29 protein-coding genes and 2 other RNA genes are annotated in these 25,652 nt (G+C 70.2%); 13 read left to right on the forward strand and 18 right to left on the reverse strand.

Annotation, left to right across the window (positions count from 1 at the left end; translation table 11 throughout):
- Window positions 1-106 precede the first annotated feature (106 nt).
- From hflC to AC3WSN_RS20540, 5 genes are all read right to left on the reverse strand, one after another.
- On the reverse strand, window positions 107-1,072 hold the full coding sequence (gene hflC, locus AC3WSN_RS20520; RefSeq protein WP_192711266.1) for a protease modulator HflC: 966 nt from the start codon (window positions 1,070-1,072) through the stop codon (window positions 107-109).
- Window positions 1,069-2,244 carry an FtsH protease activity modulator HflK gene (gene hflK, locus AC3WSN_RS20525; protein ID WP_192711265.1) on the reverse strand — a complete coding sequence of 392 codons (1,176 nt, stop codon included), beginning with the start codon at window positions 2,242-2,244 and terminating at the stop codon, window positions 1,069-1,071. Before hflK ends, hflC begins: the two co-directional genes overlap by 4 nt.
- Before the next feature lie 283 nt (window positions 2,245-2,527).
- A complete protein-coding gene (locus AC3WSN_RS20530) occupies window positions 2,528-3,019 on the reverse strand; it encodes a dihydrofolate reductase (protein WP_192711264.1) in 492 nt (163 codons plus the stop codon).
- The gene (locus AC3WSN_RS20535; protein ID WP_192711263.1) at window positions 3,016-3,810 is read right to left on the reverse strand and encodes a thymidylate synthase; all 795 of its coding nucleotides are present in this window, start codon (window positions 3,808-3,810) and stop codon (window positions 3,016-3,018) included. The genes AC3WSN_RS20530 and AC3WSN_RS20535 overlap by 4 nt, the downstream gene beginning before the upstream one ends.
- Before the next feature lie 79 nt (window positions 3,811-3,889).
- Window positions 3,890-4,747, reverse strand: coding sequence for a CPBP family intramembrane glutamic endopeptidase (locus tag AC3WSN_RS20540; protein ID WP_192711262.1), 858 nt, complete (start codon window positions 4,745-4,747; stop codon window positions 3,890-3,892).
- Here AC3WSN_RS20540 and ssrA (AC3WSN_RS20545) point away from each other — a divergent pair.
- The 3 genes from ssrA (AC3WSN_RS20545) (at window position 4,739) to AC3WSN_RS20555 (ending at window position 6,268) form a co-directional block, all read left to right on the forward strand.
- Window positions 4,739-5,121: a transfer-messenger RNA gene (ssrA, locus tag AC3WSN_RS20545) on the forward strand. The two genes, AC3WSN_RS20540 and ssrA (AC3WSN_RS20545), sit on opposite strands and share 9 nt — an antisense overlap.
- A gap of 63 nt (window positions 5,122-5,184) precedes the next feature.
- Window positions 5,185-5,811, forward strand: a complete 627-nt coding sequence (locus tag AC3WSN_RS20550) for an SspB family protein (RefSeq protein WP_192711261.1) — start codon at window positions 5,185-5,187, stop codon at window positions 5,809-5,811.
- A gap of 37 nt (window positions 5,812-5,848) precedes the next feature.
- The gene (locus AC3WSN_RS20555) at window positions 5,849-6,268 is read left to right on the forward strand and encodes a hypothetical protein (RefSeq protein ID WP_492540394.1); all 420 of its coding nucleotides are present in this window, start codon (window positions 5,849-5,851) and stop codon (window positions 6,266-6,268) included.
- Here AC3WSN_RS20555 and AC3WSN_RS20560 read toward each other — a convergent pair.
- The gene (locus tag AC3WSN_RS20560; RefSeq protein WP_492540396.1) at window positions 6,239-7,627 is read right to left on the reverse strand and encodes a cytochrome P450; all 1,389 of its coding nucleotides are present in this window, start codon (window positions 7,625-7,627) and stop codon (window positions 6,239-6,241) included. The genes AC3WSN_RS20555 and AC3WSN_RS20560 overlap by 30 nt on opposite strands.
- Window positions 7,628-7,748: 121 nt before the next feature.
- On the opposite strand from AC3WSN_RS20560, the gene fumC reads away from it, so the two are divergent.
- From fumC to AC3WSN_RS20580, 4 genes are all read left to right on the forward strand, one after another.
- The gene (gene fumC, locus AC3WSN_RS20565; RefSeq protein WP_492540398.1) at window positions 7,749-9,158 is read left to right on the forward strand and encodes a class II fumarate hydratase; all 1,410 of its coding nucleotides are present in this window, start codon (window positions 7,749-7,751) and stop codon (window positions 9,156-9,158) included.
- A gap of 59 nt (window positions 9,159-9,217) precedes the next feature.
- Window positions 9,218-9,421: a DUF4169 family protein gene (locus tag AC3WSN_RS20570; RefSeq protein WP_192711257.1), complete on the forward strand. Its 204-nt coding sequence runs from the start codon at window positions 9,218-9,220 to the stop codon at window positions 9,419-9,421.
- Window positions 9,422-9,491: 70 nt separating this feature from the next.
- Window positions 9,492-9,716 carry a ribbon-helix-helix domain-containing protein gene (locus tag AC3WSN_RS20575; RefSeq protein ID WP_238196977.1) on the forward strand — a complete coding sequence of 75 codons (225 nt, stop codon included), beginning with the start codon at window positions 9,492-9,494 and terminating at the stop codon, window positions 9,714-9,716.
- 81 nt (window positions 9,717-9,797) lie between these two features.
- Complete coding sequence (locus AC3WSN_RS20580) at window positions 9,798-10,424, forward strand: ParB-like protein (protein WP_492540400.1); 627 nt, start codon at window positions 9,798-9,800, stop codon at window positions 10,422-10,424.
- A gap of 32 nt (window positions 10,425-10,456) precedes the next feature.
- Here AC3WSN_RS20580 and AC3WSN_RS20585 read toward each other — a convergent pair whose 3' ends face one another.
- The 5 genes from AC3WSN_RS20585 to AC3WSN_RS20605 form a co-directional block, all read right to left on the reverse strand.
- A complete protein-coding gene (locus tag AC3WSN_RS20585; RefSeq protein ID WP_492540401.1) occupies window positions 10,457-10,870 on the reverse strand; it encodes a DUF3618 domain-containing protein in 414 nt (137 codons plus the stop codon).
- A complete protein-coding gene (locus AC3WSN_RS20590; RefSeq protein WP_192711254.1) occupies window positions 10,867-11,262 on the reverse strand; it encodes a phage holin family protein in 396 nt (131 codons plus the stop codon). The genes AC3WSN_RS20585 and AC3WSN_RS20590 overlap by 4 nt, the downstream gene beginning before the upstream one ends.
- 9 nt (window positions 11,263-11,271) lie before the next feature.
- On the reverse strand, window positions 11,272-11,715 hold the full coding sequence (locus AC3WSN_RS20595) for a hypothetical protein (protein WP_492540404.1): 444 nt from the start codon (window positions 11,713-11,715) through the stop codon (window positions 11,272-11,274).
- Between the two features lie 163 nt (window positions 11,716-11,878).
- The gene (locus AC3WSN_RS20600) at window positions 11,879-12,298 is read right to left on the reverse strand and encodes a DUF4383 domain-containing protein (protein WP_192711252.1); all 420 of its coding nucleotides are present in this window, start codon (window positions 12,296-12,298) and stop codon (window positions 11,879-11,881) included.
- 609 nt (window positions 12,299-12,907) lie between these two features.
- The gene (locus AC3WSN_RS20605; protein WP_492540406.1) at window positions 12,908-13,231 is read right to left on the reverse strand and encodes a hypothetical protein; all 324 of its coding nucleotides are present in this window, start codon (window positions 13,229-13,231) and stop codon (window positions 12,908-12,910) included.
- On the opposite strand from AC3WSN_RS20605, the gene AC3WSN_RS20610 reads away from it, so the two are divergent.
- Window positions 13,205-13,591 carry a BA14K family protein gene (locus AC3WSN_RS20610; RefSeq protein ID WP_492540408.1) on the forward strand — a complete coding sequence of 129 codons (387 nt, stop codon included), beginning with the start codon at window positions 13,205-13,207 and terminating at the stop codon, window positions 13,589-13,591. The genes AC3WSN_RS20605 and AC3WSN_RS20610 overlap by 27 nt on opposite strands.
- 131 nt (window positions 13,592-13,722) lie before the next feature.
- On the opposite strand, the gene AC3WSN_RS20615 is transcribed toward AC3WSN_RS20610, so the two are convergent.
- From AC3WSN_RS20615 to AC3WSN_RS20625, 3 genes are all read right to left on the reverse strand, one after another.
- Window positions 13,723-14,757 carry a phytanoyl-CoA dioxygenase family protein gene (locus tag AC3WSN_RS20615; protein ID WP_492540410.1) on the reverse strand — a complete coding sequence of 345 codons (1,035 nt, stop codon included), beginning with the start codon at window positions 14,755-14,757 and terminating at the stop codon, window positions 13,723-13,725.
- A 200-nt stretch (window positions 14,758-14,957) separates the two neighbouring features.
- Window positions 14,958-15,329, reverse strand: a complete 372-nt coding sequence (locus AC3WSN_RS20620; RefSeq protein WP_492540412.1) for a hypothetical protein — start codon at window positions 15,327-15,329, stop codon at window positions 14,958-14,960.
- Window positions 15,330-15,429: 100 nt separating this feature from the next.
- A complete protein-coding gene (locus AC3WSN_RS20625) occupies window positions 15,430-15,660 on the reverse strand; it encodes a hypothetical protein (protein ID WP_492540414.1) in 231 nt (76 codons plus the stop codon).
- 249 nt (window positions 15,661-15,909) lie between these two features.
- Here AC3WSN_RS20625 and ssrA (AC3WSN_RS20630) point away from each other — a divergent pair.
- The 3 genes from ssrA (AC3WSN_RS20630) (at window position 15,910) to AC3WSN_RS20640 (ending at window position 16,954) form a co-directional block, all read left to right on the forward strand.
- Window positions 15,910-16,082, forward strand: a transfer-messenger RNA (tmRNA) gene (ssrA, locus tag AC3WSN_RS20630).
- Window positions 16,083-16,345: 263 nt separating this feature from the next.
- Entirely contained in the window at window positions 16,346-16,639 is a 294-nt protein-coding gene (locus tag AC3WSN_RS20635; RefSeq protein ID WP_192711247.1) for a hypothetical protein, read from the forward strand.
- Window positions 16,640-16,693: 54 nt separating this feature from the next.
- Window positions 16,694-16,954: a hypothetical protein gene (locus AC3WSN_RS20640; RefSeq protein ID WP_373622092.1), complete on the forward strand. Its 261-nt coding sequence runs from the start codon at window positions 16,694-16,696 to the stop codon at window positions 16,952-16,954.
- A 77-nt stretch (window positions 16,955-17,031) separates the two neighbouring features.
- Here the strand turns inward: AC3WSN_RS20640 and AC3WSN_RS20645 are convergent, their stop codons facing one another.
- Window positions 17,032-18,024 carry an alpha/beta fold hydrolase gene (locus AC3WSN_RS20645; protein ID WP_492540416.1) on the reverse strand — a complete coding sequence of 331 codons (993 nt, stop codon included), beginning with the start codon at window positions 18,022-18,024 and terminating at the stop codon, window positions 17,032-17,034.
- A gap of 560 nt (window positions 18,025-18,584) precedes the next feature.
- Between AC3WSN_RS20645 and AC3WSN_RS20650 the strand changes: the two genes are divergently transcribed.
- Window positions 18,585-20,729, forward strand: coding sequence for an ATP-binding protein (locus AC3WSN_RS20650; protein WP_492540418.1), 2,145 nt, complete (start codon window positions 18,585-18,587; stop codon window positions 20,727-20,729).
- Window positions 20,730-20,816: 87 nt separating this feature from the next.
- Here AC3WSN_RS20650 and AC3WSN_RS20655 read toward each other — a convergent pair whose 3' ends face one another.
- Window positions 20,817-21,833, reverse strand: coding sequence for an LLM class flavin-dependent oxidoreductase (locus tag AC3WSN_RS20655; RefSeq protein ID WP_492540420.1), 1,017 nt, complete (start codon window positions 21,831-21,833; stop codon window positions 20,817-20,819).
- Between the two features lie 97 nt (window positions 21,834-21,930).
- Window positions 21,931-22,353 carry a group III truncated hemoglobin gene (locus tag AC3WSN_RS20660; RefSeq protein ID WP_492540422.1) on the reverse strand — a complete coding sequence of 141 codons (423 nt, stop codon included), beginning with the start codon at window positions 22,351-22,353 and terminating at the stop codon, window positions 21,931-21,933.
- 289 nt (window positions 22,354-22,642) lie between these two features.
- Here AC3WSN_RS20660 and AC3WSN_RS20665 point away from each other — a divergent pair, with 289 nt between their 5' ends.
- Window positions 22,643-23,446 carry a hypothetical protein gene (locus AC3WSN_RS20665; protein WP_492540424.1) on the forward strand — a complete coding sequence of 268 codons (804 nt, stop codon included), beginning with the start codon at window positions 22,643-22,645 and terminating at the stop codon, window positions 23,444-23,446.
- A gap of 273 nt (window positions 23,447-23,719) precedes the next feature.
- On the opposite strand, the gene AC3WSN_RS20670 is transcribed toward AC3WSN_RS20665, so the two are convergent.
- Window positions 23,720-25,651, reverse strand: a complete 1,932-nt coding sequence (locus tag AC3WSN_RS20670) for a mechanosensitive ion channel domain-containing protein (RefSeq protein ID WP_492540426.1) — start codon at window positions 25,649-25,651, stop codon at window positions 23,720-23,722.
- Window position 25,652 lies beyond the last annotated feature (1 nt).

Consider the following 25,652-nt stretch of genomic DNA (forward strand, 5'->3'; position numbering starts at 1 on the left):
CTTCAAGAACGCGTTTCCGGCTCTGCGGACATCCGACCGGATGTCGGACGCCCGCCAATGTTGTCGCAAGGGGTGTCGGCGCACCAGCGCGCCGACACGCACCCGGTCAGCGCCCTGCTCCGGCGGTGGAGCCGGTGGTAGCGCTCGGATCGGCGGGTCCGCGCGCGGGACGCGCCGCCGCGGCGGCCGCCCGACCCTGCGGATCGCTGAAGTAGCGGAAGAAGTCCGAAGTCGGGCTGATCACCAGCCGGGTGTCGGAGCCCTTCAGACCAACTTCGTAGGCCTGCATCGACCGGTAGAAGCTGAAGAAGTCCGCATCCTGACCGAACGCGTCCGCGAGGATGCGGTTCTTGTCCGCGTCGCCTTGTCCGCGCAGCTGCTCGGATTTCTGCGTCGCCTCGGCGAGGATCACCGTGACCTCGCGGTCGGCCTTGGCGCGGATCGTGGCGGCGATCTGGTCGCCGTTGGCGCGGATGTCGGCGGCCTCGCGCTCGCGCTCGGTCTTCATCCGCTTGTAGACCGCGGCCGAGTTCTGCGCCGGCAGGTCGACGCGGGTCATGCGCAGATCGACGATCTCGATGCCGAGCGCCTTGGCCTGCCGGTTCACGTCCTCCTGGATCTGGTGCATCAGCTGCCCACGATCGGTCTTCACGATGGCGTCGCGGGTCGAGCGGGCCAGCACGTTGCGCAGGCCCGAATTGGTGAAGCTCGCGAGCCGCTGGTTGGCCAGCCCGATATTGCCCACCGCCTGGTAGAAGCGCAGCGGATCGAGGATCCGGTAGCGGGCGAAGGCGTCCACCTCCAGGTTCTGCCGGTCGGCGGTGAGCACCGTCTGCACCGGCAGGTCGAGGTCGAGCACGCGCTTGTCGAAGATCACGACGTTCTCGACGAACGGCACCTTGAAGTAGAGGCCGGGCTTGTCCTCGCCGGTGGCGTTGAGGACGGCGCGGACGCGGCCGAACTGCAGGACCAGCGCCTGCTGCATCTGGCCGACGGTGAAGATCGAGGCGTAGAGCCCGATCGCGACGATCGCCGCGATGGCGATCAGGCCGGTGCGGAGCGCCTGCTTCATCGGGCGGCTCCCGTCTGGCTCTGGACCCGGCCGCCGAACTCGGCGAGCGGCAGCACCGGCAGCACGCCGGCGGCCGAGGCCGTGCCAGGCTGCGTCCCGTTCTGATCGATGATCACCTTGTTCACGGAGCCCAGAACCTTCTCCATCGTCTCCAGGAAGATCCGCTCGCGGCTGATCGCCGGGGCGGCCTTGTAGGAGGCGTAGACCTCGCTGAAGCGCGCCGCCTGTCCGGTGGCGTCGGCGGTCGCCTTGGTCCGGTAGGCCTCGGCCTGCTGGACGATCTGCGACGCACGACCCCGGGCCTGCGGCACTTCGCGGCTGGCGTAGGTCTTGGCCTCGTTCTGCGCCGTGTCGGCGTCCTGCTGGGCCGCGTTCACGTCGATGAAGGCGGGACGCACCTCCGGCGGCGGGTTGACCGAGACGAGCTGCACCACCTCGATGCGCACGCCGGCACCGTATTCGTCCAGCGCCTTCTGGACCATCTCCTTCACCTCCTGAGCGATGCTCGACTGCTCGTTGGTGAGGATCGCCTGGATGTTGCGGCGGCCGATCACCTCACGCATCGCGCTCTCGGAGATCGCCTTGATGGTGCCCTCCGGGTTCTGGAGGTTGAACACGAAGTCGGAAGCCTTCAGCGGATTGATCCGCCACTGCACCTCGAAGTCGAGATCGACGATGTTCTCGTCGCCGGTGAGGATCAGGCTCTCGTCGGGCACGTCGCGGTTGCGGCCCTGGCCGCCGGGGCCGGAGCGGAAGCCGATCTGGATCGAGTTCTGCGAGCCGACGTCGGGCTTGACCACGCCGCCGATCGGATAGGGGAAGTTGTAGCGCAGGCCCTCGCCCTTGGTGCCGACGTAGCGGCCGAAGATCGTCTCGATGCCGACCTGACGAGGATAGACGGTGTAGAAGCCGGTCGCGAGCCAGACCGCCACGGCGAGGGCCGCGATCACGGCCGCGCTGCGACCGCCGCCGATGCCCGCGGAACCGCCGCCGCCACCGTAGCCGCCGGTGCCGCCACCGCCGGGGATCAGGCCGCGCAGCCGGTCCTGCCCGCGCCGGAGCAGGTCCTCAAGGTTCGGCGGCGTCTTGCCGCCGTTGCCCCAGGGTCCGCCGCCGTTGCCGCCGGGCCGGCCCCAAGGGCCCCCGCCGCCGCTCTGATTGCTCCAAGGCATCCTAGCCGTCGTCTCCTGCCTGTCCGCGCCCGACCCGAACCCCGGCCGACGCCCCCTGCGTGAACGGCCACGCTCGCCCGCCTAGTCCCGGCCTCAAGCATCGGCCGCGATGCGGCCTTGTCCTTGAGGCCGGCCTAAGCGCCTGACCGCACGCATCTTCCCGCAGGATGCGGGCGCCCGCAGGGGCATGCGCACTTCACAGGCACCTGCGGGCGTGCGCCCCATGCTGTCAAGGCTGGCAGGTGGGCACGCGGAGCGCGGAAGGCAAATGCGGCGGCGCGCCTCAGCGGATGCGCTCCCAGTCGACGAACGCGAAGGCGTGCTCGTCGCGCGGTCCGGCGGGATGCGCCTCGCGGAACGTTTCCCGGAACTGCGCCCGGTCGAAGGCCGGGAACCGCACGTCGCCGTCCGGCTCGGCCGCCACCTCGGTCAGATGCAGCCGGTCGGCCTGCGCGAAGGCGAGTGCGTAGATCTCAGCCCCGCCCACCACCATCAGCTCGGTGCCCGCGGCCGCCGCCAGCGCGGCCTCCCAGTCGTGGACAACCTCGGCGCCCTCGGCGCGGAAGCCGTGGTCCCGGGTCAGGACGAGCGTGCGACGGCCGGGGAGCGGCCGGCCGATCGAATCCCAGGTGCGCCGGCCCATCAGCATCGGCTTGCCCATGGTTAGGGCCTTGAAGCGCTTGAGATCGCTGGACAGGTGCCAGGCCAGGCCGTTGTCGCGGCCGATGACGCCGTTGCGGGCGACGGCGGCGACCAGGGCAATGGACGTGATCATACCGCCACCGGGGCCGCGATGGCGGGATGCGGCTCGTAGCCGTCGATGGCGATGTCCTCGTACCGGAAGGCGAAGAGGTCGCGGACCTCCGGGTTGAGCCGCAGCTGCGGCAGCGGCCGCGGGGCGCGGGCCAGCAGGGTCCGGGTCTGCTCCAGGTGGTTCCGGTAGAGATGGGCGTCGCCGAAGGTGTGGACGAAGTCGCCGATCCCGAGGCCGGCCACCTGGGCGATCATGTGGGTCAGGAGCGCGTAGCTCGCGATGTTGAACGGAACGCCCAGGAAGGCGTCCGCCGAGCGCTGGTAGAGCTGGCAGGAGAGCCGCCCCTCGCTGACGTAGAACTGGAACAGGCAGTGGCACGGGGCGAGCGCCATCCGGTCGAGGTCGGCCGGGTTCCAGGCCGAGACGATCAGGCGGCGGGAATCGGGGTTGCGCCGGATCTCGTCGAGCACCCAGGCGATCTGGTCGACCGTGCCGCCTCCGGGCTTCTCCCAGGAGCGCCACTGCCGGCCGTAGACCGGGCCGAGATCGCCGTTCGCGTCGGCCCACTCGTCCCAGATCGTCACGCCGTTCGCCTGGAGCGCAGCCACGTTGGTGTCGCCCGTTAGGAACCAGAGCAGCTCGTGGATGATCGAGCGTAGGTGCAGCCGCTTCGTGGTGACCAGCGGGAAGCCCGCCGACAGGTCGAAGCGCATCTGGTGGCCGAACACCGACAGCGTGCCGGTGCCGGTCCGGTCGTCCTTGGCGACGCCCGCGTCGAGGATGCGCCGGAGCAGGTCGTGATAAGCGTCCATGGCCCATTCCTGCGCGTCGGCGCGCCGCCCGGCAAGTTCGCCGCCGGCATATGTCCACCGCCGTCCCGCATCATGGTGATCAGCCCGGCCAGAGCAGGTAGGTCACCAAGGCGAGGTTCGACCAGCCGTGCAGGGCGATGCCCGGCCACAGCCGGCCGGTGCGCCAGCGCAGCCAGCCCAACGCCAGGGCGAGCGGCAGCAGCGAGACCGGCCGGGCGAGCCCCCAGGACGAGATGTGGGCGGCGGCGAAGATGATCGCAGTGACCAGGATCGCCCCAACAGGCCCCACCGCCGCGCTGGCACGGGCGAAGGCCTCGCCGCGCAGCAGCAGCTCCTCGGCCACGGGCGCCAGAATCGCGAGATAGACGAGCCAGGCCGCGATGGCGGCCTGGCTCATGAACGGCGACAGCCGCACGTGCTGGCCGAAGCTTGCGCCGAACAGCTCCGCCGTGCCGGTCACCCAGGCGATGTGCAGAACCGGCCAGACCAGGAGCAGGCCCAGCAGCGCGACCGGCCGCATCCCGTTCGGGCGCTCGCGGTCCAGGGCGAGGCGACGCCGCCAGCCGGACCGGTCGCGCCACCACGCGCCGCCGAGCACCAGGGCCGCGAGGAAGACCTGGCGCAGGGCGTCGATCGCGAAGGCTCGGTGGGCGAGTTCCACCGCGCCGAGAAACGGGCGCCGCTCCGGGGGCAGGAACGGGTCGATCCCGTTCCACAGGTCGAAGCCGACGCGCACGGCAGCCAGCGACAGCAGGCTCGCCGCGCCGAGATAGAGGATCACGAGGGCGACCAGGGCGCCGAGACGCCAGGTCGCCGCCCAGGCCCGGTCGAGCGGCCCGCGGTGGTCGAGGCCGGCGGCGCGCGACTGCGCACTTCCGGCAACAGCCTCGTCCGGAGGCTCCAAATGAGACAGCGACGCGACACGATCGGGCTTCAAAACCGGACCGATCCCCTCTATATCTTGGGAGCCGGTCGCGAGGCCGGCTATGGCGATAAACGTTCTTCGCAATAAACCTATCGGACCCGGGGGCGGTACCCGGCGCCTCCACCTGAACCCAGGACATGCTGCCGCAAGGCGCGTGACCGCGAGCCTGGGTTCCGGCGGGGGCGAAATAGGATCGACGAGGGCGTAAAGGTTGGACTTTCGCTCGGCATGGTTCCGCCGTTATCGGGCCTTTGCAATAGTTGCCAACGACAACTTTGCTCCGGTGGCGGTGGCCGCGTAAGCGGTCCCCAATACCGACCTAAAGACCTAGCGGGTAGCACCGCATAGGCGGGGTTCGGAGGCACCTGGCAACAGAAGCCTCCACTCATTCCTCGGTCCGGCCATCCGCGGCGGGGCGCCGGGCAGACCGGGCTAGAGCGCGACCGCAGATGGCAGACGACCTGATCCGCTACGATCTCTTGGTACAGGACGCCCTGCGCGGCGTCGTGCGCAAGGTGCTGACCGACGCGGCCCGCGAGGGGCTGATGGGCGAGCACCATTTCTACGTCTCGTTCCGGACGGAAGCGCCCGGCGTGCGGATGTCGCAGGCCCTGCGCGAGAAGTACCCGCAGGACATGACGATTGTCCTGCAGCACCAGTTCTGGGATCTCAACGTCACCGAGCACGCCTTCGAGGTCGGCCTGTCCTTCTCGGGCGTGCCGGAGCGCCTGCTGGTGCCGTTCGACGCCCTGTCGGGCTTCTTCGACCCCTCCGTGCAGTTCGGCCTGAAGTTCGACCTCAGTGAGGCCGGCGAGACCCCCGAGGAGGCGAACACCGCCCCGGCCAAACCCGGTCCGCGCGGGGCCGGTTCGGAGCCCAGCGAGGTGCGGCCCAAGAGCGCCGGGCTCGCCACGATCGGCGCGAGCGCGCCGAAGGGACTTCCCGCGCCCGCCGCCCAGGGAGAGAAGGCCGCCGGCACGTCCGACGATAAGGCGCCCCGCCCTGCCGCCAAGAAGGAGGGCGAGGAGGGCAGTGCCGAGGTCGTAAGCCTGGACGCTTTCCGCAAGAAGAGCTGAACTTCCCCGGCCGACTCGACGGCCGGGGGTTCACGCGGTGGACGAGACGGTCGCGCAGGCGATGCTGTCGGCGAGCGAGTGGACGCATCGCGCCAAGCGCTTCAACGAAGGCTTGAAGCTTACTGCGACGGTCTTCAACGCCACGGCGATCCTGACACTCGGAACGGCCTTCATAACGCCGCTGGTTCAGCACCCGACGGATGTCCTGACGAACAGCGGATGGGCTTTCCTGCTGGCAGCCCTCCTCCTACATCTGATCGGTCCGATCGCGCTTCGTTTGTTCCTGCGGGCGGAGGAAGAGCGACACGCCACAGACCTATGCTCTCCAGATCCCGGTCGCCGCGTCGGCGCCGGGCCTCGGAGGCTTGTTCGTCGCCGCACGGATCTACGACCGCAACACGCGCAAGCTCGAAGCGCGGCAGGGCGATTAGGCCCGCCGCTCGGCCTCCATGCGTAAGCCGTGCTCCGGCCGGAGCGTCACCCGGTGGAGCGGCGTGATCGGCGGGTGACCCTCCGGCAGCCGGAAGCGCACCGCCCGGACCACGTGCGCCAGCAGGATCACCGCCTCCTGGATCGAGAAGCTCTGGCCGATGCAGACCCGCGGCCCCGCCCCGAACGGCAGGTAGGCGAAGCGCGGGATCGCGTCCCGGTTCCCGGGCAGGAAACGCTCCGGCACGAAAGCCTCCGGGTCCTCCCACAGCAGGTGGTGGCGGTGGAGCACCCAGGGTGCCACCATCACCAGCGAGCCCCGCGGCACCTTGATCCGGCCGAGCCGGTCGTCCCGGATCGCCTGCCGGCTGAGGAACGGCACCGGCGGGAACAGCCGCATCGCCTCCTCGATCACCGCCCGGGTGAAGGGCAGGCGCTCGACGGCGAAATCCCCCGGCCCGGCCTCGTCGACTTCGGCCTCGACCCGCGCCTGCGCGGCGGGATCCTGCGACAGGCAGTAGAGCGCCCAGGTCAGGGAATTGGCCGTGGTCTCGTGGCCGGCGGCGATGAAGGTGACGATGTTGGCCTTCACGGCGAGGTCCGAGAGCCCGTTACCGGTCTCGGGATCCTGGGCGGCGAGCAGCAGCGTCAGCAGATCCCGGGGCGCCTCGCCCTGCGCCATCAGCGCCTTGCGCCGGGCGATCAGCGCGTCAACCACCTCGGCGAAGAACCGGCCCGCCGGGCGGGCCCGCAAGCGGCCGATCCGCGGCACGAAATCGGGCACGCCGAACACGTCGAGGGGATCGATCGGCCCCACCGCCTCCAGGAAGCGCGTGATGGCGCGGCCCAGCGCGTCGGGATCGCTCGGCAGCCCCTGCGTGAAGATCGTCCGCTCCAGCACGTCGAGGGTGACGCGGGTCATCTCCAGGGCGACGTCGACCGGCTTGCCGTCGCGGCGGACGAGGCGGCGGCCGAGCCGCGCCCCGGCGGCGTTCATCGCGTCGGAGAAGCCCTGGACGGTGCGGGCGTTGAAGATCGGCGCCAGCGTCCGGCGCTGGAGCCGCCACTCGTCGCCCTCGGCGCTGAGCAGGCCGTTGCCGAGGCCCGGGGCCAGGACCCGCCGCTGCAGGTCGTCCTTGCGGTAGCCGTCGACGTTCTCGATCAAGAGGTAGCGGATCAGCGCCGGGTCGCTCACCAGGGTGATCCGGCCCATCGCGCTCTCGGCCGCCACGACCGGCAGCTTGAAATGCGCGTCCATCCAGGTGGTGATCGGATTCTTCCGGGCCGCCCGAAGGAACTCGAACAGGCCGAGCGGCTCCTTCAGCGGGGGCGGCACGGTCGGGCGAAATCGCGTGGCGGGCTCGGGCAGGTCGATCGTGGCGCTCATCGGCTCCTTGTCCGGCGGGAACAGAGCCCCGCCCTTGTCGGCGCGCCGGGAAAACCGGCATCGCGATTCCCCCGCGCCTCATTTAAGTAGGCACCGCACTGCACCAGACGTAGAGGCCACGATGTCGCCCACCGAGACCGCCACCCGCACGGAGTCCGACACCTTCGGGCCGATCGAGGTTCCGGCGCATCGCTACTGGGGCGCGCAGACGCAGCGCTCGATCCAGAACTTCAAGATCGGCACCGACCGGATGCCGGCGCCGCTCGTCCATGCCCTCGGGGTGGTGAAGCAGGCCGCCGCCCTGGTGAACAAGGATCTCGGCGCCCTCGACGCGAAGCTCGCCGACGCCATCGCGGCCTCGGCCGCCGAGGTGGTGGAGGGCCGCCACGACGACGAGTTCCCGCTCGTCATCTACCAGACCGGCTCGGGCACGCAGTCGAACATGAACGCCAACGAGGTGATCGCCAGCCTCGCCAACGAGCGCCTGGGCGGCCAGCGCGGCGGCAAGTCCCCGGTCCACCCGAACGACCATTGCAACCGCGGCCAGTCCTCCAACGACACCTTCCCCACCGCCATGCACATCGCGGTGGCCCGCGAGATCCAGGGACGCCTGCTGCCGGCGCTCAGCCACCTGCACACGGCGCTCAACGCCAAGGCCAAGGCGTTCGAGTCGATCGTCAAGATCGGCCGGACGCACTTGCAGGACGCGACGCCGGTCTCGCTCGGCCAGGAATTCTCCGGCTACGTCGCGCAGGTCGCGCTCGGCGGGTCGCGGGTCGCCGCGACCCTGCCGGGCGTGCTGGCCCTCGCCCAGGGCGGCACCGCGGTCGGCACCGGCCTCAACGCCCATCCGGAATTCGCCGAGCGCTTCGCCGCCAAGGTCGCCGAGCTGACCGGCCTGCCGTTCACGTCGGCCGAGAACAAGTTCGAGGCACTCGCCACCCACGATGCCCTGGTGTTCACGCAGGGCGCCCTGTCGGCGCTGGCCGCCGGCCTGTTCAAGATCGCCCAGGACATCCGCTTCCTCGGCTCGGGCCCGCGCTCGGGCCTCGGCGAGCTGTCGCTGCCCGAGAACGAGCCCGGCTCGTCGATCATGCCCGGCAAGGTTAACCCGACCCAGTGCGAGGCCCTGACCATGGTCTGCGCCCAGGTGATCGGCAACGCCACCACGGTGAGCTTCGCCGGCTCCCAGGGCAATTTCGAGCTCAACGTGTTCAAGCCGGTGATCGCCAACGCGGTGCTGCAGTCGATCCGCCTGCTCGCCGACGCGGCCGTGAGCTTCACCGACAATTGCGTCGTCGGCATCAAGGCCAACGAGGACAAGATCGCCGACCTGATGAGCCGCTCGCTCATGCTGGTCACCGCGCTCGCCCCCTCGATTGGCTACGACAAGGCCGCCGAGATCGCCAAGACCGCGCACAAGAACGGCACGACCCTCAAGGAGGAGGCCCTGCGCCTCGGCTACGTCACCGAGGAGGAGTTCGAGCGCGTGGTCCGGCCGGAGACCATGCTGGCCCCCAGCGCCGATTAAGTTTGCGACTTGGCCGGCGCGGATGTCCTGCGCCGGCCGCCATTGCCGGGAGGCGATCCATGGCCGAGATCATCAACCTGCGTCAGGTCCGCAAGGCGAAGGCCCGCGCCGAGGCCGACACGAAGGCCGAGGCCAACCGGATCGCCTTCGGGCAGCCGAAGAAGGCCAAGACGCTCCAGCAGCGCCGCAAGGCCCTGGAGACCGAGCGGCACGAGGGGCACCGTTTGGAGCGGGGCGCCTCCGAGCCCGATACCGCAGAATGATCCTGTCGCTCCCCGGCCGGCGTCCTTGCGAGCGGAAGGAAGCAGGGGCGGGGCACGCAGCCGATCCCGCATGAGCGCCGGCGTCACCAAGCGCTCCGTGATGATCGCCGGCCACCGTACCAGCGTGTCCCTCGAGGATCCGTTCTGGGCGGCGCTGCGCGAGGTCGCGGAAGCCCGCGGCCAGTCGGTCCAGGCGCTCATCGGCGCGATCGACGCCGGGCGCGGTGCGCAGAACCTGTCCTCGGCGATCCGGGTCTTCGTGCTGGAGGCCGTGCGGGCGATCCCGGAAACGTGAGCGCCCTGCGCCCTGTCCGCTCCCGTCATCCTGAATATGTTGCGACGATCGCGTGACAAAACCACGCAGGAAGGATCGTCCATGGCCAATCGCGAACCGTTGCTCAAGCCCGTCCCCATCGGGGAGCTGCGCCCGACGCAGATGACGGTGGGCTACCGGGAAGTGGCGGAGAAGCGGCGGCGCTGGCGGGACTACGACGGCGAGAAGAAGAAGGAATTTCTCGGCGCCCACATGATCCCGACGCTGCTCGGGCCGAAGAAGCACCACTACATCATCGATCACCACCACCTGTCCCGGGCCCTGCACGAAGAGGGCGTCGAGAGCGTGCTGGTCACCGTGGTGGCGGACCTGCACTACCTCGACAAGGACGCCTTCTGGACGGTGTGCGATCACAAGTCCTGGGTGCATCCCTACGATGCCGAAGGCGTGCGCCAGCACTTCACGGACATCCCGAAGTCGATCGATGCGCTGGTGGACGACCCCTACCGCAGCCTCGCCGGCGAGCTGCGCCGGGCCGGCGGCTTCGCCAAGGACACGACGCCGTTCAGCGAGTTCCTCTGGGCCGACTTCCTGCGGCGGAACATCAAGGAAAAGCGCATCGAGAACGACTTCGACGCCGCCCTGGAGAAAGCGATGGGCCTCGCCAAGTCGAAGGATGCCGACTACCTGCCCGGCTGGTGCGGGCCGGTGACGCGCCGCCAGCACTGAGAGTCGCGGCCCAGCTCGAAGTGCGAAGCGCCTTACTTGGTGATCCGCACCGAGACAGGATCGCTGCCGGGAAAGCTCTCCTCCAGCGCGTCGTCGAGCCGCGCGTGCATCCGGTCCGGATGGTTCTCCGGCAGGTGGCGGTCCGGCATCGCCGTCGCAGATGGGACGAGGGTCAGGCGCCGCCGCTCCGCGGCGGTCCGGAAGGCCTCGTAGACGAGCAATCCGAAGCCGGCCGCGATCAGCAGCGCCGGCACGGGATTGAGGCGGACATCTTGGGCGATCCGCTCCACGGTCTCGCTCGCGGCCTGCCCCGACCGGCGCAGATCGGCCAGGTCGCGCGGCATCCCCGGCTGGTTGAACCGGGCCTGTAGATCGGCCAGCGTTCGGTCCAGGCGCCCGCGGCTCGCCTCGACGTCTCGTTCCAGCTTGTCCGGCGCGTCGCTCATGTGTCCATCCGTTCCGTCAGAACCTGCGCGTCCTGCTTGACCTGCCGCCCCGTCCGGGTCGGCTCCAGCGTGGACAGCGACGTCTTGCTGCGTCCGAACAGGCCGAGGCCGATTGCCAGCAGGAGGAAGACGCCGCCCACGATCAACGCGGCCAGCGCGTCCGACTGCACGAGGACGGCAATGCCCTTCACCAGGGCGAGGAGCAGCGTGAACAGGCCCGCGATGGCGAACACCGCCGCCACGAGCAGCAGGCTGAGCCCGAAGCTGATGCGATGGACGCCCTGCGCAAGCTCGGTGCGGAACAGCGTGATCTCGCTGCCGACGAGGTCCCGCAATTCGCGGACCGCATCGCCGACGAGGGTTGGGATGCTGCGCAAGCCCGGCTCAGCCATGCCGTCCTCCTAAAGGTCCGGTGTCGGGAAGACATCGACCGGAATCACGGCATGCGAGCGCGGGATCGGGCGGATCTTCGAAGCATTCAACGTGCGGTATAGCGCGAACCCGGCCAGGACGGCCGCCGCGGTCGCCAAGGCGGGACGGCGCCGGATGGCGGCGTGCACCTCGTCGTACATCTCACCGAAGGAGCGGCGCGCGATGCTGTCGGCCAATTCGTCGACGCCGAGGGCGGCCTGGCCAAAGAATTCCTTCAGCTGCGGCAGCCCGTCGAAGTTGCTGCCGGTGTCGCGGATCGCGTCACCCACATCCGAGACCAGCCGAGCCGCGTCGGCCTTGCGCTTGTCAACATAGCCCTGGGTCTGCTGGCGCAGCGTCTCCGCCAGGCTCTGAGCCGCGCCGGCATCGGGATCGGCGGCGCGGGATCTCTGGTCCTGAGCACCGTTCGGCATGACGCGACTCCTGTAAGGCACTCTGGATCAGGGGAAACCGCAAGCCTTCGATACCGTTCCGCTGCTCCGACGCGTCAGCGGACTTCATCGCCGGGACGAGCGGCGCAGTTCAAGTCGTGTCGATACGGCCGCGCGGCCGAGCCTCTGGGCGCAGCCTCTCCCCTCAAGCCTGCGAATAGCCCCCGGCGGGCCGTTTGTGGAGGAAACCGAAATACGCCGCGACGACAGCAAGTCCGGCGTGCAGCCACACGTCATTGCCGTAGATCGGTACCAGGCCGAACGTGGTGCTGGTGGCCGGGATCAGGCCGAGCACGGTCAGAAGCCCGTAGATGAGCGCCACGCCCCGTCCATAGTGGATCGAGCCGATGACGGTCCGCGCCGCCAGGAGGCCCCAGGCGCCGAACGCCAGGTGCACGAGGTTGTGCAGCACATTGACCGGAAACAGCCCGAGCGCGAGCCGGGACTCGGACGTCACGACCATGCCGGGATGCGCGTGCTCGGGCGACAGGCCGGGGATGAAGCCGGATATTCCAGCGAGCAAGAACACGACGCCAAAGACGACGGCGAAAGCGCGAACGGACATGAGACCTCCTGTTCCGATGAACCGTCATCGCGCGCTGACCGAGGGTGTTCCTGCGTCGTGCCAGCGCGGCGTGCGGCGGGGCGCGGTCGCCGCGACGGTGCGAGCCAGCGCCTCGGCGCGCCACCCGTTCCGCGCCGCACAGCGTCACGGCTGACGCGGTTGAGGCCGCACCGGTAGCCGGCCGAGAGCTGCGGCCGTCCGTGCTGCGATACGCCCGGGCGTGGGGAGCGTGTCACGAGCCGCGACGACGAGCGTCTTTCCCATCCCCGCCCTCATCCGGAGGTGCCCGCGTCCGCAGGCCTCGGGAGGGCTCCAGGGATTGCCGCGGCATCTGGAGGGCTCCTTCGAGGCTTCCGCTACGCTTCGGCACTTCAGGATGAGGTCGTGGAAGGGACGACCCAACCCGACACGACGACCCGTGTCCTGCGGTCGGCCATCTCGACGTGGTCGGGAACGGCTTTCGAGGACGCCGGCGCCGAGTCGCTCGTCCTCGACCCAGGCCGGCCCTGCGGAGAACCATCGGCGGCTCCCGAACCGCGGGCCTGCACGGCCTGCGGCGACACGGACCGATTGCGGCGGGACCAACCCGGTCGCCGCCGTGTTGTCCCATCAGATGCTCCTCACACATATCGGCGGAACACGATGAACCGTATCGTCTTGACGGCTGCTACGATCGTTGGCGCGCTGGCGCTGATCCCGGCTTCGGCCGATGCGCGAGGCTTCGGAGGGGGCGGATTCCGCGGTGGTGGCTTCCACGGTGGCGGCTTCGGGGGTGGCTTCCGCGGCGCTGGCCTGGGTGCCGGTGGTTTTCGCGGCGGCGCCGTCGGCGGCGGCTTCCGAGGCAATGCGCTCGCGGGTGGAGGATTCCAGGGCAATGCACTCGCGGGCGGGGGATTCCGGGGCGGCTTGGCCGGTCGGGGGATCGCCGGCCATTCGGGCCTGCGTGGTGCCGGCTTTGTCGGCAATCGCGGGTTTGCCGGACGCGGCTTCCGTCGTGGCGGAGGCTTCGGCTACGGCGGCCTGGGGCTCGGCGTCGGCTTAGGTCTTGCCGGTGCCGGTCTGGGCTACGGCTACGGGGCCTTCGACGACGGCTATTACGGAGCCGATTTCGGACCCGCCGGCTACGGCGCCGGCTACGCGCCTGCCGGATACGGCGCCGACCTGGGCACGACCGAATCCGAGGCCACAACGCCGGACACCTCCGTCAGCTACTGCGTCCAGCGCTTCCGGTCATACGATCAGCGCACGGGGACCTACCTGGGCAACGATGGCCGTCGGCATCACTGCCCTTAGGCCGCAACGGCGCGATCCGACCTGATTCGAGGCCCCGGGCGGAGACGTCCCGGGGCCTTTGCCTGTCTCGCGCCCATGTCCGGTTCGGCGCTCAGGCCTTCATGGCCGGGTCACCTGATCCCGGACGCGATCTAGGATGCGATCTTGTCCCTGACCGGGATGTTGGGGCTCGACGCACCGCAGGTCGGCAGACTCTCGACCGGCCCATGCACGGCCGACGTCGAGGCCGACAGGTCGTGGTAACAGACGCAGCCTTCGGCGAAATAGTGGTGCACCAGGGCCTTGCGGGACCGCTGCATGTCGGCGCGGGCGGAGCCCCCGTGCAGCAAGTTGGCGTGCCAGAACAGCACGTCGCCTTTGCGCGCCGTGAAGTATTCCGGCTTCGCGCCATGCTCCGCGATCTCGTGCTTGATGGCAGGCTCATAGCGCTCGACGTAGGCCCCGTAGCCGCGCTCGCGGAAATCGTCCGTCGAGATGCCGACGTCGTGGCTGAACAGGTACGGCAGACGGTGTGTGCCGGGGTAGTAGACCAGCGGCCCGGCCTCAGCGTGGATGTCCTCCATGGCGACCCAGCAGGCGGCCAGATAGCCCAGCGGATAGGTCGTCATATGGATTGAATCGGAGTGCTCGGATTGCTGGCTGCCCTTGTGCGACGAGATCGTCTGAAACGGGATCGCCGGCCGGCCCAGCACCATGCTGCTGAAGTTCATCAGCACCGGATGCTTCAGGAGGAAATCGAGCTCCTCGACCTTGAGGTGCGGGTTGAGGTACCGGCCGGGATGCGGATCATCGGCCGCAGCCTTCTCGGGTGCGAGCGTGAGGTCGCCGCGCGCGATCGCCGCTTCGTAGGCACGCCACGCCTCGTCGATCGTGTCGGGATCGATGGCGCCGCGCAGGACGTAGTAGCCGTGCTGCTCCCAGTGCCGGCAGATCTCGGCCTGCTTCGGGCTGATCTCGCGTCGCGCCACCCGCCGGTCGATGATCTCCAAGGCATCGGGCTGATCGAGCCAGGGGCTGGGCCCGGATTCCGGAAAGCTCTCGGCGCGGAAAACCTTGATGCAGCCGATATCGACCGGGACATCGGCTTCGACCGTATAAGACGGGCCCCGCGTCGGCGGCGGCGCAACCGGAAGCGTATCGTCGCGTCCGAGAGCGAGGTTGCGCATTGCGGTCTTGACGGTGCGCGCAACGTCTGCAGCGCGCGAATAGCCCTGGGCCATTAATCCACCCCATCTCGGCCGCAGCTGTTATCGCCGCAATCACCGACGTCTCGACACTCTATCGAGCCATCGGATCGCGGCGGAAGTACGGATCGGACCTGCAGGCAATTGCGGCGGGCAGCGTCTCTTTCAGGCCGCAGTCGGCATCACGCGCTGGCGTGACCGCGCGCCGCGAATTCCCAGACCGGCACACCCCAGACTTGACCGGGACGTGTCCGGTAGGCGGATCCGCGCGCGAAGACGAGCCGGCCCGGCTCGACCGCCTGCGCCCGATCGCCGGTGACCATCAGCACGCCGCAGCAATCGACCCGCAGGGTCCCGTGCTCCGGGTGAACGGCGAACAGCTCGGGCGCCGTCCAGCCGAGCGCGTGCGCCTCGGGGCCCAGACGGTCGCAGAAATCAATCGCCGCCTCTCGGATCGGCGCCCAGCGCGCCAGGACGAGATGCCGGCACGGCGAGGCGTGCGGGGACAGGTCCGCGATCGCACTGCGCCACAGGGCGGCGGCGTCGGGGAGCATGGTGGGAGCGAAATCGGAGGGCATGCGGCCGAGCTATGGCAGGCCCGCCCCGGTGGCCATGCGGCCAGAAGCGACCTTGCCCAACATGGGTTGGGACGGCTCAGGCGCACTCCTTGTAGCCGGACCGCTCCGCTTCCTGGCGCGCCGCGCTGAGGACGCGTCGGCGACCTTGGCTGTCCTCGATCGCCAACCAGTGGCGCACCAGGACGAACAGCTCTCCGGCGACGCCTTCCGGCGGCTCGCCCAGGAACGTCTCCGCGGGCACGTTCAGGGCGCGCGCGAGCCGCTTCAGCGCAGCATTGTGACGATCGGAGCGGTTCGGAATGGCCATGCTTGCCAACGCGCCGCAACGCAGCACGATCGTTCGATGCAATCAAAATTCAGTGCGGCATAACAGGCGCCGCTCCGATCCGGAGCGGTCGGTACCCGATCCATTCAGGGCCTGCCCGGATCTCTCCAGGGGAGATTGGCGAGCGCGGCCCCGGCTGTCGGCGCGCCGGCATCTTCGGGCCGCGTTCGTGGCCCGCGTGCGATGGACGGGCCGGCCACAATCGGATACGTTGGCCGCGAGGTTGATGACCGGTTCATAATAACGCTTCAGGACCCGGGGGCGGTACCCGGCGCCTCCACCAGAAGCATCCTGCCCCGGATACCGCACGGGGGTCAGGGCGCGCGTCCGGCGTTGCGGATGGCGTGCTGCCAGGGTGCTTCTGATGGGGGTGAAACAGGTTCGACTGGGCGGTAAAGGGATCGCGAGTTCTGTCCTGCTTCGGCAGGGTAAGATGCGGCTTTCGGTAAGGACTCGACCGGTTCGGCGCGGGCAACCCTCGTTCCGAGCACCTGACCAAAACTCTAAATGCCAACGACAACGTCGGCATGGAGATGCGCCTCGCGGCGTAATCTTCCGGGGCGTGGGCACGCCTAGCAACAGAACCCGGGGCTTCGGCCTCGGGGCCCGCTCATTGTATCCTGCCCGTTGCGGATCAGGGTTGCGGCTGGGCAGGCTGGAGCGTTTCTTGAACGAGCCCGAACAGGGAAGCGCGGAAGCGGTCTACGTCTCGGCCATGGTCGGCGAGATGATGCGGCGCGTCCTCGAAGACGCGCTCGCCGATCTCGCCAGGACCAGGGGGGCGGCCTACCTCGACATGTTCGTGGAGCGCGAACTCGCCCGCGCCGCCGATCTGTACCGCGAGCGGCCGGACGACACGCCGGAGACCACCAGCATGCTGCGCGCTTGGTTCGCGGTGGAAGGCAGCGCAGCGTTGCGGACCCTGGTCGAGCGCGCGAGCGCCGAGGCGCGGCGCGACTAGCGCGTTGCGAATCCGCGCGGCGCACTACGCCAGGCCCTAGGTCGGAGGATGATCGTGAGCCCGTCCGAACGCGCGCGCCTGATCTATGCCAGCCCGAACGGCGACCACTGGCATCTTCTGTTCGATCCCACGACCGGGCACAGCTTCGTCCGCCATACCGGCAATGTCGCGTCCGGTGGGCACGTGACGGATTTCAGTCTCGCGACCTTCCTCGCGTCGGGCCGTAACGGCCCCGAGCATCAGGAACTCTGGCGGCTGATCGCGACCCTCGTCGGTGAGGATGAGCCCAGGCCCGGGCTCCGCGACAGCGCCTAAGGCACGGCCCCGCCGCCCGAGCCGGTCACGGGTCGGACCGGCCGACGCACGCCGGCATTCCGAACCGGCGCAGCGCCTTAGAAGAAGCGTCGGATCTCCTCCGCGATTGCATCGCCGTCCGTTTCGAGGGCGAAGTGCCCGGTGTCGAGGAAGGTGACGCGCGCCTCCGGGATGTCGCGCCGGAACGCCTCGGCTCCCGCCGGGATGAAGAACAGGTCGTTCCGGCCCCAGATGGCGAGGAGCTTCGGGCGGCGCGCGCGGAAATAGGCCTGGACCAGAGGATACCGTTCGAGATTGCGCTTGTAGTCGAGCTTGAGCGCGACCTGCCGGTCCGCATTGCCGGGGCGCGCCAGGATGGCGGCGTCGAGCGTGTACGCCTCGGGCTCGATCCGCGATGGATCCGCGACACCCTGGAAGTAGGCGGCCTTGACCCCGTCGAGGGTCATGCGGGCGCGGATCGCCCCGACGGCGGCTTCGTTCGGCGCCGCCCAATAGGCCCGCAGCGGCGCCCAGGCCGCCTCGCCGAGTCCGTCCAGATAGGCGTTGCCGTTCTGGGACACGATGCCGGCGACGCGATCGGGATGGGCGAGGGCTAGGTCCCATCCGACCGGCGCTCCGTAGTCGAAGGTGTAGAGGATGTAGCGGTCGAGGCCGAGCGCATCGACGAAGGCCTCGATCGTGCGCGACAGCGACGCGAAGTCGTAGACGTAGCCGCGTCCGGCCGGCACGTCCGTGAACCCGAAGGACGGCAGATCGGGCGCAATCAGGTGGAAGCGGTCGGCGAGCTTCGGCATGAGATGGCGGAAATAGAAGGACGAATTGGCGAAGCCGTGCAGCAGCAGGAACGCGGGCGCGTCGGGGCGGCCTGCCTCCCGGTAGAAGACGTTCACGCCGTCGGCCCGGATGGTGCCGTGGCGGACCGCGCCGGCCGGCGCGGGGCGGCCTTCCGCCCCGGCGGCGCCTGCGGCCCCTACGCCCGTCGCCAGAACGCCGCCGGCGAGCAGATGCCGCCGCGTCGCCTGGGCCAATCCGCCTCCGCTCACCTCGGATCCGTGCTCGTGTCGCATCATGGCGCGCCTCGTACCGGCGGGATCAGGGTCGTCAGGATCCGCCGCCTCGCGGTCGAGCGGGACGGCACCATCGCCCGGGCGGCGGACCCGACGGCCAGGCCATGATGCCGGGACTTGGCCGGGATCAGAACAGGGTGATGGTGGAATTCAGCCTTCCGTGTTCCGACACAATAGATGCGCGCTCTGGAGATGGGACCGTCCTTTGCCGATCGCGTGCGGCCCGGACGCGCGATCGCGGGCGTTCGGCGACCTTCAGCCTCTCGGAAGCGGACAGAAGCGCGCAGAACCGGTATGACGCGGGCCTCGGCGGCCAAGCGGCTCCACAGGGGGGTCGACCGTATCGCAGGAAGCCGCTTCGGAGCCGCTAGACGCAGTTCCGGCGCGGCCTGCTTCCGGTCATGGTTGCGTGGCACCGGCACCCGATACCCCACCCGGTGCGCCGCCCTCCGCGTGCTCGGCACGCGCGTTGCCATCCTCATACGGGGCGGTGATCTGAACCGGGATACGGCCGCTTTCATTCTTTGCACGGGCGCCGCCGGTCAGCGGCTGCCAGAAGGAACATGTCGTTCGTGTCGGGTGCCGCTTTGAATGCCTTGTCTCGCGCGGAACTCGAGGCCGAGATCCTGCACTTGCGCGCGGCGGATGCTGCCCTGCGCGAGAGCGAGGCGCGGTTCCGGACGATCCTGGAGACCGTCGATGCGGCCTTCGCCATCGTCCAGGTCAAGTTCGACGCCGAAGACCGGCCCGTCGATTACCGCTTTCTCGAAGCCAACCCGGCCTTCGAGCGCGAGTCCGGCGTCAACCTTCGCGGCAAGTGGGTCACCGAGTTCGCGCCGGACCTGGAGCAGTTCTGGTTCGAGACGTACGGGCGCGTCGCCAGCACCCGGGAGCCGGCGAGTTTCGAGAGCTACGCGAAGGCGTTCTCACGCTGGTTCGACGTGCGGGCCGTGCCGGTCGGCGACCCCGTCGACCGGCAGATCGCCATCATCTTCAACGACGTGACCGCGCGGCGCGAGGCCGAGGAGCGCCTGAGGGCGAGCGAGGCGCTGGCCCGGGCCAACATCGAGCGGGTGCAGCTCGCCCTGGCGGCCGGCGCGATCATCGGGACCTGGCACTGGGACTTGCCCACCGACCGCTTCACCGTCGACGAGGGCTTCGCCCGGAGCTTCGGGCTGGATCCCGCGCTCGGGCGCGACGGCATTCCGCTCGCCCAGATCGTCGCCACCGTCCATCCGGACGACCAAGAGGGGCTGGCGGGGGCGATCAATGCGGCCATCGCCCGGGGCGGCGCCTATGCGCACCAGTACCGGGTGCGCCGGGCGGACGGGCGCTACTACTGGATCGAGGCCAACGGCCGGGTCGATCAGGCAGCGGACGGGACGCCGTTGAGCTTTCCCGGCGTGGTCCTCGACGTCGAGGAACGCCGCATCGTCGAGCAGGAGCGCGACCGCGCCATCATGCAGTTGCGCGCCCTGACCGAGACCCTGGAGCAGCGCGTCAGCGAGCGCACCGCGGAGCTGATGAACACCGAGGAGCAGCTCCGCCAAGCCCAGAAGATGGAGGCGGTGGGCCAGCTGACCGGGGGCCTCGCGCACGACTTCAACAACCTGCTGGCCGGCATCTCGGGCAGCCTGGAACTGATGAGCACCCGCATCGACCAGGGGCGCCTGGCAGATGTCGACCGGTACATGGCCGCCGCGCAGGGGGCGACCAAGCGGGCGGCGGCGCTGACCCACCGCCTGCTGGCATTCTCGCGCCGGCAGACGCTCGCCCCAAAGGGAACCGACGTGAACGCCCTGGTCGAGGGCATGGTCGACCTGATCCGGCGCACGGTCGGGCCCAGCGTGCAGGTCGAGACGGCCGGTCTGGCCGGCCTGTGGCCCGCGCTGGTCGATCCGTCCCAGCTCGAGAACGCGCTGCTCAACCTCTGCATCAACGCCCGCGACGCGATGCCGGACGGGGGCCGCGTCACCATCGAGACCGCCAACCTCCGGATCGCCTCGCCGGCCGCCGAGCGGCAGGACATGCCGGCGGGCGAGTACCTGTCGCTGAGCGTGTCGGACACCGGCACGGGCATGACGCCGGAGGTGATCGCCAAGGCCTTCGACCCGTTCTTCACCACCAAGCCGCTCGGCCAGGGTACGGGCCTGGGCCTGTCCATGATCTACGGGTTCGCCAAGCAGTCGGGCGGACAGGTCCGCATCCACTCCGAGGTGGGCCAGGGCACGACGGTCACCCTCTACTTGCCACACCACCGGGGTGGGGCCGAACGCGACGAGGCCTCGCCGGACGGAGGCCCGATGCCGGTCGCGGAGGCCGGCGAGACCGTGCTGGTCGTGGACGACGAGCCGAGCGTGCGCATGCTGGTGACGGACGTGCTCAGCGACCTCGGCTACACCGCCGTGGAGGCCGCCGACGGGGCCGGCGGTCTCAAGGTCCTTCAGTCCGACGCGCGGATCGACCTGCTCGTCACCGATGTCGGCCTGCCGGGCGGTCTGAACGGCCGCCAGATGGCGGATGCGGCGCGGGCAACCCGGCCGAACCTCCGGGTGCTGTTCATCACCGGCTATGCGGAGAACGCCCTGCTCACCAACGGCCAGCTCGAACCCGGCATGGCCGTGCTGACCAAGCCGTTCGCCGTCGAGGCCCTGGCCTCCCGCATCCGCGAGATGATCCCGCGTTCCGCCCGAGCCGGGGACCTCTGACCGTCGGCGAGCGGGCGTTCCGAAGGCCCGAGACGGGTCGGGCGCGGGCGGAACCGCTGCCCGCCGCACCGCCGCGCGTCGGGTCGGTCACCGCCAGCCGAGCGGCGGGGCCACGTGCGTCAGGATGGTCTCGATGACATGGGCGTTGTACGCCACGCCCAGCTGGTTCGGCACCGTCAGCAGGAGGGTGTCGGCCTCGGCGATCGCCTCGTCGGCCCGGAGTTCCTCGACCAGCCGGTCGGGCTCCGCCGCGTAGGACCGGCCGAAGACGGCGCGCATGTTGTCGATGATGCCGACCTGGTCGCTGCTCGCGCCACGTCCGAAATACGCGCGGTCGCGGTCGTTCACGAGCGCGAAGATCGACCGGGAGACGGAGACCCGCGGCGTCCGGGGATGCCCCGCCTCCGCCCAGGCCTGCCGGTAGCGGCGGATCTGCTTCGCCTGCTGGACGTGGAACGGCTCGCCGGTCTCATCCGCCTTGAGGGTCGAGCTCTGCAGGTTCATGCCCTGCCGCGCCGCCCAGATCGCGGTGGCGTCGGACGCGGAGCCCCACCAGATCCGCTCGCGTAAGCCCTCGGAATGCGGCTCCAGGCGCAGGAGACCGGGCGGGTTGGCGAACATCGGCCGCGGGTTGGGCTCGGCGAAGCCCGTCCCCTTCAGCAGATCGAGGAAGACCTCCGCGTGCCGGCGTCCCATGTCGGCATCGCTCTCGCCCTCACGCGGCGCGAAGCCGAAATGCCGCCAGCCGTCGATGACCTGCTCGGGCGAGCCCCGGCTGATGCCGAGCTGCAGGCGGCCGCCCGCGATCAGGTCCGCCGCGCCGGCATCCTCAACCATGGCGAGGGGGTTCTGGTAGCGCATGTCGATGACGCCGGTGCCGATCTCGATGCGCTTGGTCCGGGCGCCCACCGCGGCGAGCAACGGGAACGGCGAGGCGAGCTGGCGCGCGAAATGATGGACCCGGAAATACGCCCCGTCTGCGCCGAGCTCCTCCGCCGCGACCGCGAGGTCGATCGATTGCAGCAGGGTGTCGCCGGCCGTGCGCGTCTCTGAATGCCCCGTCGGCGACCAGTGACCGAACGACAGAAACCCGATCGTCTTCATCCTGGGAATCCCTGTTTGCGCCCGCCGGCGCCGACGACAGCCGCCGACATCCGGCTTGGCAACGACCGTTTCACGTCGGCGAACAGGCCGGGCGCGATCATCCGCCGACCGCGTCCGGGACGGGACCACCTGAGATTGCTCCTGACGGCCCCGGTCGGAAGAACAAGCCCGCCTTCAGGCTGTCGCCGATGCGGTGCGCGCGCTCGATCAGGATGGCCGCCACGTCGCGCGGGAAATGCGCGCGGGCGGTCTCCTCGAACAGGCCGAGCCAGCGGGCGAAATGCGCCGGCTGGATTTGCCCCAAGGCGAGATGCTTGCCGAACGGATTGCCCTTGTAGCGGCCGGTCTTGAACAGCACCGAGGACCAGAAGGCCTGGATGGTCGCCATATGCCGCGGCCAGTCCGGGTCGGGGATCGCGGCGGCGAAGACCGGGCCGATCAGCGTATCGCCGCGCACGCGGGCATAGAAGGCGTCGAGAAAACGGGACAGGCTGGCTTCGTCGAGCGTGGCATCGGGCATGCCCCCGAGATGCCGACGGGCTCCGGGCTGTTCAAGAGGCGATCGGACGTGAGCCGCGACGGACCGGGATCGGTGCGCAGCCGCGTGTCGGCCTTCGCGGCGGGGCAGATGACGGATCCCGAGCCCGGATGATCCTGCGGCGGCTTGCGCCACACCCGTCCAGAATCGCGTGTCGTCGCACAGGACGCCTTCGCCCATCCCATGTCGCGCGTGATAGCGAGGCCGCGACTCCGAAGCCGCCGCGGATCGGCGGCACGACGCACGGGATACGGTCTTGTCAGCGATCTGGGTGACAGCGCTTATCCGGGCCCTGACCTCGGGAGCCGTCGTCGTGCTCGCCTCGGTGCTGGCGGAGATCCTCGGGCCGGTCTGGGGGGCGCTCATCATCAGCCTGCCGGTCTCGGCCGGACCGGCCTACGTGTTCATGGCCCTGGAACACGATCCCGCCTTCGTCGCCGGCGCGGCCCTCAACGGCTTCGCGGCGACCGCGGCGACGGGCGTGTTCCTGATCGTCTATGCCCGGCGCGCGGCCGGCCGAGGCCTGGCCCTCAGCCTGGGCCCGGCGGCGGTGGCGTGGCTCGCGGCGGCCGCTCCGATCTCGGCCGTCGCGTGGACACCGCTGACCGCGTTCCTGCTCAATGCGGCCGTGTACGGAGCCGGCACCCTGTTGACCCGACCGGCGGCGCGAACCTCGCTCGCCCGGAGCACCACAGTCGCGCGACCCCGCCCCCTCGACCTCGTCGTCCGGGCGGCTGCCGTCGCCCTGTTCGTGACCGCCGTCCTCGCCGTGAGTTCGGCCCTGGGCCCGGCGCGGACCGGGGTCGTCGCGGCCTACCCGGTCACCCTCACGAGCACCTTCGTGATCCTGCACCGCCGCGTCGGCGGGACGGCGATGGCCCGGCTGGCGAGCATCACGATCCGCGGCGTCTTCGGCTTCGGCCTGACGCTGCTCACGCTTCACCTGCTGGTCGAGCCGTTCGGGCCCGCCCTCGCCCTCACGGCCGCGCTCGTCGTTTCGCTGACCTATTCGGCCGGGCTGCTCGCCCTGCAGCTCCGTCCGGATCTGCAGGCGGCGCGCGTGACCCCGCGCTAGGCCCCCGACCGCGGTCGGACGCGCGACGGCAGGATCCAGGTCGTGGCGTGGGGAGTGGGTTTTCTCACCCTCGCCCTCATCCTGAGGTGCCGGAGCGTAGCGGAGGCCTCGAAGGAGCCCTCCAGATGCCGCTGCGATCTCTGGAGCCCTCCTTCGAAGCCCGTTGACGCGGGCACCTCAGGATAAGGCAGGGATAAGACATCGGCTGTCTGCTGCGGCGCGCCGGCACGCTCCCCGCCCCCGGAGCGGGCCGCAACACCGACGGTCCCGGCTCTAGCCGGTGCTGAGCGGAACATGGGCTTCCGCCATGCCGGACAGGATGCGGCGCAGCAGCTCCGACCTGAGCCGCGCCTGGCTGCCCGGAAGGGTCCGGACCTGCACGGCGAGCCGGACGCAGGTCTCCGACAGGGCCGTGGGCCCCACGAATTTGGGCGGCGTCACCATCAAGGCGCTCAGCGCCGCGTCGCTCTCCAGTTCGGCGATGGCGGCCTCGATCACCCCCGCCGCGGCCGCGTAGGGCACGCCGTGCGGCACGTAGACCGGCACCTCCAGTCCGGCCCAGTCCCGCGAGAAGTTCGTCACCGCCTTCAGCTCGCCGAACGCGACCGTGTGCATGTGGCCGTTGTCGTCGCGCAGCCGGACTGAGCGCAGCGAGAACGCCTCGACCTGGCCCTGCAGGTTGCCGCTCTCGATCGTTTCGCCGACCCGGAAGGCGTCGTCGAGGAGCAGGAAGAAGCCCGCGATGACGTCGCGGACCAGCGCCTGCGCCCCGAAGCCGATCGTCAGGCCGACCACGCCCGCGCCCGCCAGGAGGGGGCCGATCTGCAGGCCGAAGGCGGAGGCGATGCTCAGGGCGGCCGTGACCGAGAGCGCGACGAGCACGACCGTGCGCATGGCGGGCAGGATCGTGGCGAGGCGATCCGCGCGCGGGTCCCCGCCCACATGGGCGAGACCGCGGTCGATGAGGCTACGGACGACCTGCCAGGCCAGGTCGGTCCCGAGCAGGATCAGCAGGGCCGACACGATCTGCGCGGTCATCGCCGGGCCCAGCCCCCCGTCCGCGCCCGGCAGCCGCTCCGCGAGGAGCAGCAGGGCCGCGATCAGGGCGACGTTGCGGGCGGCACGCGCGACGATGCGCTCCTCGCGCGTCAATTCGCCGGCGCGGTTCGGCCCGAACGCGACCGTGCGGGCCGCGTCGCCTAGGGCCAGCGACAGGGCCGGCGCGACGCCGAGGACCAGCGTGGCCCAGGCGGCGCTGGGCAGGCCGGCCTGGGCCAGCAGCCATGCGGCGATCGGAACGAGCCCCAGGATCAGCGCGGCCGGGCGCGGCGACCGCCTGTCGGGCCCGCGCAGCGACAGGGCAACCAGTCCGACGACGGCGGGGACCATCAGCGCCACGAGCAGCAGCGTCAGGCTGGTGACCGCGTCCGCGATCGCCGGGTCCGCGCCGCCCGAGCGCAGCCCGGCCGCCCACAGCAGCCCGGTCGCCGCCGTGAGGGCCAGTGTCGTGACGCCGTGCTGCGCCCGCCACGCCGCCTGCGTCGGCAGGGCGACCAGACGCAGTCGCGCGCCGCCGGGCGCCAGCAGGAAGCGGCCGAGCGCGCGGGTGCTGCGCACGGCCACGATGGCCAGGAGCGCGTCGAGGGCCATGACGCCGGCCGCGCCCGACGGGGCGGCGACGAGGTAGGCGAGGCACGCGCCCGCCGCGAAGCTCAGGACGAGGGCCTGGGCGAACAGGAGGCGCTGGACCTGCGCCAGCAGCCTCTGGCGCGCCGTGTCCAGGGGGCTGTCGACGATCCGCTGCATCCACGAGGCCGACCAGCGCCAGAACAGCCGCTCGGCGAGCCAGCCCCCGAGCCAGAGCAGCAGCAGGCGGGCGGCCAGACCGGCCGGCGAGGCCGTCTCGTCCGCGGCGATGTCGGTGAGCGCCGCGGCGGTCGCCGCCGGTATGCCGGCGGCCGCCACCGCCAGATGGTTCGCTCGGTCGTGGATGGTGCGGAGGTGCTCGTCCAGGTCGCGGCTGAGCGCGAGGCCGCCGAAGCCGGGCGGGGGCGTCTGTGCGCGTGGTGCAGTCGGGAATGCCCACAGGACAGCGATGAGCGCGAGGCCCGCGATCCAGCGGGAGATCACCACGACCGGCTTGCGCGCATGAACCGCGACCCACACACGAGAGGGATGCGACACCGTCTCCGCCGGGGTCGTCACG

The organism is Methylobacterium sp. FW102-HT35C08 (genome assembly GCF_058790235.1).

Coding starts and splice junctions, on each gene's coding strand:
- hflK (WP_192711265.1), bottom strand. CDS start 2,244: ATGCCTTGGAGCAATCAGAGCGGCGGCGGGGGCCCTTGGGGCCGGCCC.
- hflC (WP_192711266.1), bottom strand. CDS start 1,072: ATGAAGCAGGCGCTCCGCACCGGCCTGATCGCCATCGCGGCGATCGTC.
- AC3WSN_RS20535 (WP_192711263.1), bottom strand. CDS start 3,810: ATGGACGCTTATCACGACCTGCTCCGGCGCATCCTCGACGCGGGCGTC.
- AC3WSN_RS20560 (WP_492540396.1), bottom strand. CDS start 7,627: ATGAGCGCCACGATCGACCTGCCCGAGCCCGCCACGCGATTTCGCCCG.
- AC3WSN_RS20645 (WP_492540416.1), bottom strand. CDS start 18,024: ATGATGCGACACGAGCACGGATCCGAGGTGAGCGGAGGCGGATTGGCC.
- AC3WSN_RS20650 (WP_492540418.1), top strand. CDS start 18,585: ATGTCGTTCGTGTCGGGTGCCGCTTTGAATGCCTTGTCTCGCGCGGAA.
- AC3WSN_RS20575 (WP_238196977.1), top strand. CDS start 9,492: ATGAGCGCCGGCGTCACCAAGCGCTCCGTGATGATCGCCGGCCACCGT.
- AC3WSN_RS20550 (WP_192711261.1), top strand. CDS start 5,185: ATGGCAGACGACCTGATCCGCTACGATCTCTTGGTACAGGACGCCCTG.
- AC3WSN_RS20570 (WP_192711257.1), top strand. CDS start 9,218: ATGGCCGAGATCATCAACCTGCGTCAGGTCCGCAAGGCGAAGGCCCGC.
- AC3WSN_RS20600 (WP_192711252.1), bottom strand. CDS start 12,298: ATGTCCGTTCGCGCTTTCGCCGTCGTCTTTGGCGTCGTGTTCTTGCTC.
- AC3WSN_RS20615 (WP_492540410.1), bottom strand. CDS start 14,757: ATGCGCAACCTCGCTCTCGGACGCGACGATACGCTTCCGGTTGCGCCG.
- AC3WSN_RS20580 (WP_492540400.1), top strand. CDS start 9,798: ATGGCCAATCGCGAACCGTTGCTCAAGCCCGTCCCCATCGGGGAGCTG.
- AC3WSN_RS20590 (WP_192711254.1), bottom strand. CDS start 11,262: ATGGCTGAGCCGGGCTTGCGCAGCATCCCAACCCTCGTCGGCGATGCG.
- fumC (WP_492540398.1), top strand. CDS start 7,749: ATGTCGCCCACCGAGACCGCCACCCGCACGGAGTCCGACACCTTCGGG.
- AC3WSN_RS20620 (WP_492540412.1), bottom strand. CDS start 15,329: ATGCTCCCCGACGCCGCCGCCCTGTGGCGCAGTGCGATCGCGGACCTG.
- AC3WSN_RS20660 (WP_492540422.1), bottom strand. CDS start 22,353: ATGCCCGATGCCACGCTCGACGAAGCCAGCCTGTCCCGTTTTCTCGAC.
- AC3WSN_RS20595 (WP_492540404.1), bottom strand. CDS start 11,715: ATGCCGAACGGTGCTCAGGACCAGAGATCCCGCGCCGCCGATCCCGAT.
- AC3WSN_RS20605 (WP_492540406.1), bottom strand. CDS start 13,231: ATGGCCGGCGATCCCCCGACCGGCCAAGCCGCCCCGGAATCCCCCGCC.
- AC3WSN_RS20585 (WP_492540401.1), bottom strand. CDS start 10,870: ATGAGCGACGCGCCGGACAAGCTGGAACGAGACGTCGAGGCGAGCCGC.
- AC3WSN_RS20625 (WP_492540414.1), bottom strand. CDS start 15,660: ATGGCCATTCCGAACCGCTCCGATCGTCACAATGCTGCGCTGAAGCGG.
- AC3WSN_RS20655 (WP_492540420.1), bottom strand. CDS start 21,833: ATGAAGACGATCGGGTTTCTGTCGTTCGGTCACTGGTCGCCGACGGGG.
- AC3WSN_RS20530 (WP_192711264.1), bottom strand. CDS start 3,019: ATGATCACGTCCATTGCCCTGGTCGCCGCCGTCGCCCGCAACGGCGTC.